Here is a 5,284-nt window from a genome sequence, read left to right on the forward strand (position 1 = left end):
GGGGGGGGGGGGGGGGGGGGGGGGGGGGGGGGGCGGGGGGTGGGGGGGGGGGGGGGGGGGGGGGGGGGGTGGGCGGCTGCGGTCGGAGGGTCGTCATGGGCGGCGTTTGCGGGCGGTGAGGGTGGCGGCTGCGGCGACGGCCGCCACCGCGGCGATGCCTGCCAGCAGGCCCAGCGACGGGCCGCCCGACGGCTCGGGCTCCGCCGCCCGGACGTCGTCGGCCCCGGCGGTCGGCGCGGTGGCCGCGACCTGGTCGCCGCAGCCCCGGGCCGGGTAGCCGGAGATCGCGCACAGCAGGGCCGCGTCGTCGTAGCGCAGCGGCTTGGCCACCTCCGCCAGGGCCTCGGCCGCCGAGGCGGCCGGCGGCACCTGGGCGCAGGCTGTCCGCGGGGTGTCCCGGGGCGGGGTCTCGCCCTGCGGGGCGTCCGCGGGGACGCCGAAGTCGAGGACCAGGGCGATCCGCTTGCGCCCCTCCACCGCGGCCGTACCGCCGCAGACCGCCGCGAAGTCCGCGGCCGCCCGCGGCTTCGCCGCCTCCGCCGCCGCGTCCTGGCTCACCGCGAAGCGGAAGCCGACGACCGCGCCGTCGTCGGGGCGCAGCTGCGACGGGCCCTGGGTCGCGTACGTCCAGCCGCCCGTGCCGGCGCCCTCCCAGAAGGACCAGTAGCGGTAGCCCGCCGCCGTCGCCGGGGCGGCGGCGAGCAGGGTCAGGAGCACCCCCAGGAGGACCGCCGCGCGCCTCACGGCTGCTGCTTCTTCCGGCGGCCACTCAGCAGGAAGCCGATGCCCACGCCGGCCGCCGCGCCCGCGCCGATCATCCAGCCGATCGTGCTGCCGGACGAGCTGTCCTTCGTCGTGCCCGCGTCCGCCGTCGCCTTCGGCGTCTGCGGCTGGGCCGCCTGCGGGGCGGGGCCCTGGGCGTTCAGGGCCGCCACCAGGTCCGTGCCGCCGAAGGCCCGCGGGTCGGCGCCCGTCGCGTGGGCGGCCAGGATCAGCTGGGCGTACGCGGCGGGACCGGCCGTCTTCGCCCAGGCGGCGGCGTTCTGCTGGAGCCAGGCCAGCGGCTGGGCGGCCGCGGCCGGGTAGCCGGCGGCGGCGAGGGCGACCACCGCGTCCGCGGTGTTGCCGAAGTCGGGCCGGTCGCCCGCGCCCGGCATGGCGGACATCAGGTGGTGGCCGGTCGCGGCCATGCTGTCGGCCAGGTACTTGGCGCCGTTGTCCGCCGACTGCTGCGCGTCGCCGGGCCCGGCCTTGCAGCTCAGCGGGTTCACCTGGAACTCCTTCTTCGCCGCGTCCCCGCTCGGCGCCGCGACGGCCATGCCCTTGCCGAGCACGCCGAGCACCGCCGCGGCGGTCGCGTCGGCGTTGGGCACGAGCTTGCCGGACTTGTCGGGCTGGGAGGCGAACGCACCCGACGGCGTCGGACCGGTCTCGCCCTCCTGCTGGCAGCGGATCTGCAGCGCCTGCAGCGCGCGCTCGCCCGTGACGCCCTTCTTCGACCGCACCTCGGCCGGGTTCTCGCCCGCCGCGGTCAGCGCGCCGAGGACGATGCCGGTCGAGTTGGCGTCCGTACCGGTGTCCATGGCGGTGCCCGGGCCGTAGCTCCAGCCGCCGTCCTCGTTCTGGACGGACTTCAGCCAGTCCACGGCCTTCTTCACCGCGTCCTGGTGGCCGCCGAGCGCGGCCAGGGCCTGCACGGCCGCGGCGGTGGCGTTGGAGTCCGCCGGCGTGCTCTCGTCGCACGGCTTGGCGGGCTCGGGGCGGAACGCGGCGAACGCGCCGTTCGCGCACTGCTGGCCGGTCAGCCAGTCCACGGCGGCCGGCGCGGGCCGGACGCCCACGGTGTGCTGGGCGACCAGGGCGAGCGACTGGCGGAAGACGCCGTCGTACGTCGGGTCGGTGGTGCCGTACAGGCCGGCCGGGGCGCCCGGTGCCTGACTGCCCGACGGCGACGGCGCCGCCGGCGCGGCGAGGGCGGCGGGAGCGGCGGACACGCTGAGCGCGGCCGAGGCGGCGAGCGCGGCGGCGTAGCGGCGGACATACATGGGAGCGGTTGCCTCTCCTGCTGGGGAGCGGGAGACGGGCGCGCGAAGGCACCGGCTCCGGCTCCGTGACCTCGACGGTGCCGGCCGCCGAAGGCTTCGGCGGCACGAGCCGTTCGACCTCGGTACGGGGCATTCCGGCTCCCCGCGGCTGCGGGTCACGATTGCGGGTCAGCGCCGGATTCGCACCGGCTTCCCCCCGTACGGAGGAGTGGACGACCGGTTCACTGTACCCGTCCGTAGCGTGCGCCCGGCCGCCCGCCGAAGGCCCTCACAGGGCCCGGTACGCCACCGGGTCGCTGCCCGGTACGGGCTCCGCCCGGCCCTGTTTCACCAGGCGGCGCAGGTGCGCCTCCGCCTCCGAGACGGCGATGGTGCGGGAGCCGTACGGGATCTGCGCCCACGGCCGGTTCCATTCCATCCGCTCCGCCAGCGCCCAGGGGGTCAGGGACTGCTCGGCCAGCAGGTGCCACAGGCCCGACAGCCGCTCGGTGTGGTGCGCCAGCAGGTCCCGCACCCGGGCCGGGGCGTCGGTGAAGGCGTGCTGGTGGGCCGGGAGCACCTCGGCCGGGGCCAGGCGGCCGATCCGTTCGAGGGAGTCGAGGTAGTCGCCGAGGGGGTCGGTGACGCGGGTGTCGGTGGGGTCCTCGTACAGGCCGATGTGCGGGGAGATGCCCGGCAGCAGGTGGTCGCCGGAGAAGAGGCGGCCGTTGCCGGGCAACCGCGCCGGATGCTCCTCCTCCAGGTGGAGGCAGACGTGGCCGGGGGTGTGGCCGGGGGTCCAGATCGCCCGGAGCCGGCGTCCGGCGAGGGGGAGCAGGTCGCCGGGGACGATCTCCCGGTCGGGTACGGCGGCCCGCAGCCCCGGCAGGGTGCGCAGCCGGCCGGCCCGGCGGGCGGCGCGCAGCGGGGCGAGGTGCTCCTCGGGGGCGCCGGCGGCGGCGAGTTTCGCGGCCATGTAGTCGTACCAGACGCCCGGTTCGGCGGACCGGGTGCGCAGTACGACCTCGGTGTCGGCGGCGTGCATGGCGATCCACGCGCCGGAGGCCTCGCGGACCTGCCCGGACAGGCCGTGGTGGTCGGGGTGGTGGTGGGTGATCACCACGCCGTGGACGTCGGCGGGGGCGAGGCCGAGTGCGCCGAGGCCGGCGGCCAGGGCGTCCCAGGAGGCCGGGTCGTCCCAGCCGGTGTCGACGAGGACCGGGCCGCGGTCGGTGTCGAGGACGTGGACGAGGGTGTGCCCCAGCGGGTTGTCGGGGATGGGCACCTTGATGCCCCACACGCCCCCGCCGTGGTCCACGACCGCCGTGTCCGTGCGCTCCTGCCCTGTCTGCGCCATGCCGACGTCTCCCCCTCCGCCTCACGAGAACCTGTTGCAGTAGTAGCCCCAGTCGACCATCTGCGGGCGCTCCTGGCCAGTGCCCGGATCTTCCGTCCTGCCCGTGGACTCCGACAACTAGAACTGGTATCAGTTCTGAAACACCGTCAGCCGTAGGGCGTCGCGCGGCAGCCGCAGGAGGCATCAGCCATGACCGAGCTCGTGGACCACGGACAGCTGTTCATCGGCGGGGAATGGACCGATCCGCTGGGCAGCGGCACCATCGAAGTCGTCTCACCGCACACCGAGCAGGTCATCGGCCGGGTCCCGCACGCCTCCCGGGGGGACGTGGACCGCGCGGTCGCCGCCGCCCGCAAGGCCTTCGACGAGGGGCCGTGGCCGCGCACCTCGCTGGAGGAGCGGATCGCGGTGGTCACGCGGATCAAGGACGCGATCCTCCTGCGGCACGAGGAGATCGCCCGCTCGATCAGCTCGCAGAACGGTTCCCCCTACTCCTGGAGCGTGCTCGCCCAGGCGCTCGGCGCCATGATGGTCTACGACGCCGCGATCCAGGTGGCGCGCGCCTACCCGTTCGAGGAGCACCGCGCCGGGGTGCTCGGGCCGATCCTGGTGCGGCGCGAGCCGGTCGGGGTGGTGGCGGCGGTGATCCCCTGGAACGTCCCGCAGTTCGTGGCCGCCGCCAAGCTGGGGCCGGCGCTGCTGACCGGCTCGACGGTGATCCTCAAGCCCTCGCCCGAGTCGCCGCTGGACTCCTACCTCCTCGCCGACATCGCCCGCGAGGCCGGACTGCCCGAAGGGGTGCTGTCGATCCTGCCGGCCGACCGCGAGGTCAGCGAGTACCTCGTGGGTCACCCGGGGGTCGACAAGGTGGCCTTCACCGGGTCGGTCGGCGCCGGCCGGCGCGTGATGGAGGTCGCCTCCCGCAACCTCACCCGGGTCACCCTGGAACTCGGCGGCAAGTCCGCCGCCGTGGTGCTGCCGGACGCCGACCTGGCGACCGCGGTGCCCGGCCTCGTCCAGTCCGGCTGGATGAACAACGGGCAGGCGTGCGTGGCACAGACCCGGATCCTCGCACCGCGCAGCCGCTACGACGAGGTGGCCGAGGCCCTGGCGGCGGCGGTCTCGGCGCAGGTCGTCGGCGACCCGCTGGACCCGGCCACGCAGATCGGGCCGCTGGTGGCCGAGCGGCAGCGGCAGCGCTCGCTGGACTACATCCGGATCGGCCAGGAGGAGGGCGCCAAGATCCTCGCGGGCGGCGGGGTGCCGGCCGGGCTGGAGCGGGGCTGGTACGTCGAGCCGACGCTCTTCGGCGACGTGGACAACAGGATGCGGATCGCCCGCGAGGAGATCTTCGGCCCGGTGGTCTGCCTGATCCCCTACGGCGACGAGGACGAGGCGGCCCGCATCGCCGACGACTCCGAGTTCGGGCTGAGCGGCAGCGTGTGGTCGGGCGACGTGGAACGGGGCATCGCCTTCGCCCGCCGGATCCGCACCGGCACGTACAACGTCAACACCTTCAGCCTGGACATGCTCGGGCCGTTCGGCGGCTACAAGAACAGCGGAGTGGGACGGGAGTTCGGGCCCGAGGGCCTGAGCGAGTACCTGGAGCACAAGATGATCCACCTGCCCGCCGGGTACGCCGCTCCCGAGGCGGGCGCCTGATGGGGGACCGCTGGCAGGTCGAGGTGGACCGCGGGGTCTGCATCGGCTCGGGGATGTGCGTGAACCACGCCCCGGAGGGCTTCCGGCTCGACTCGGCCCGGCAGTCCCACCCGGTGGCCGCGCAGACCGACGCGAGCGAGCCGGTGCTCGCGGCGGCGGAGGGCTGCCCGGTCGAGGCGATCATGATCACGCTGCTGGGGAGCGGGGAGGCGGTGTTCCCGCCCGAGGAGTGAGGCGCGCG

Annotated in this window: 5 protein-coding genes; 2 read left to right on the forward strand and 3 right to left on the reverse strand. The window is 75.5% G+C overall.

Annotated elements, in window-relative coordinates:
* Window positions 1-93: 93 nt before the first annotated feature.
* From LG632_RS29365 to LG632_RS29375, 3 genes are all read right to left on the reverse strand, one after another.
* Window positions 94-744 (reverse strand): SCO2322 family protein, encoded by a 651-nt coding sequence (locus LG632_RS29365; protein ID WP_226730959.1) that lies wholly within the window; start codon window positions 742-744, stop codon window positions 94-96.
* Window positions 741-2,045, reverse strand: a complete 1,305-nt coding sequence (locus tag LG632_RS29370) for an SCO2321 family membrane protein (protein ID WP_226730960.1) — start codon at window positions 2,043-2,045, stop codon at window positions 741-743. Before LG632_RS29370 ends, LG632_RS29365 begins: the two co-directional genes overlap by 4 nt.
* Window positions 2,046-2,313: 268 nt before the next feature.
* Entirely contained in the window at window positions 2,314-3,381 is a 1,068-nt protein-coding gene (locus LG632_RS29375; RefSeq protein ID WP_226730963.1) for a Strvi_7410 family MBL fold metallo-hydrolase, read from the reverse strand.
* 189 nt (window positions 3,382-3,570) lie between these two features.
* Between LG632_RS29375 and LG632_RS29380 the strand changes: the two genes are divergently transcribed.
* Together LG632_RS29380 and LG632_RS29385 are read left to right on the forward strand one after the other, a co-directional pair.
* Window positions 3,571-5,043, forward strand: a complete 1,473-nt coding sequence (locus tag LG632_RS29380) for an aldehyde dehydrogenase (protein ID WP_226730965.1) — start codon at window positions 3,571-3,573, stop codon at window positions 5,041-5,043.
* The gene (locus LG632_RS29385) at window positions 5,043-5,276 is read left to right on the forward strand and encodes a ferredoxin (RefSeq protein ID WP_226730967.1); all 234 of its coding nucleotides are present in this window, start codon (window positions 5,043-5,045) and stop codon (window positions 5,274-5,276) included. The genes LG632_RS29380 and LG632_RS29385 overlap by 1 nt, the downstream gene beginning before the upstream one ends.
* The last annotated feature ends 8 nt before the right edge of the window (window positions 5,277-5,284 follow it).

The sequence above is a fragment of the Streptomyces antimicrobicus genome, assembly GCF_020532625.1.
GTDB lineage: Bacteria > Actinomycetota > Actinomycetes > Streptomycetales > Streptomycetaceae > Streptomyces > Streptomyces antimicrobicus.

What these genes read in the sequence shown, in the direction of transcription:
- LG632_RS29370 (WP_226730960.1), bottom strand. Translation starts at nt 2,045, where the DNA reads ATGTATGTCCGCCGCTACGCCGCCGCGCTCGCCGCCTCGGCCGCGCTC.
- LG632_RS29375 (WP_226730963.1), bottom strand. Translation starts at nt 3,381, where the DNA reads ATGGCGCAGACAGGGCAGGAGCGCACGGACACGGCGGTCGTGGACCAC.
- LG632_RS29380 (WP_226730965.1), top strand. Translation starts at nt 3,571, where the DNA reads ATGACCGAGCTCGTGGACCACGGACAGCTGTTCATCGGCGGGGAATGG.
- LG632_RS29385 (WP_226730967.1), top strand. Translation starts at nt 5,043, where the DNA reads ATGGGGGACCGCTGGCAGGTCGAGGTGGACCGCGGGGTCTGCATCGGC.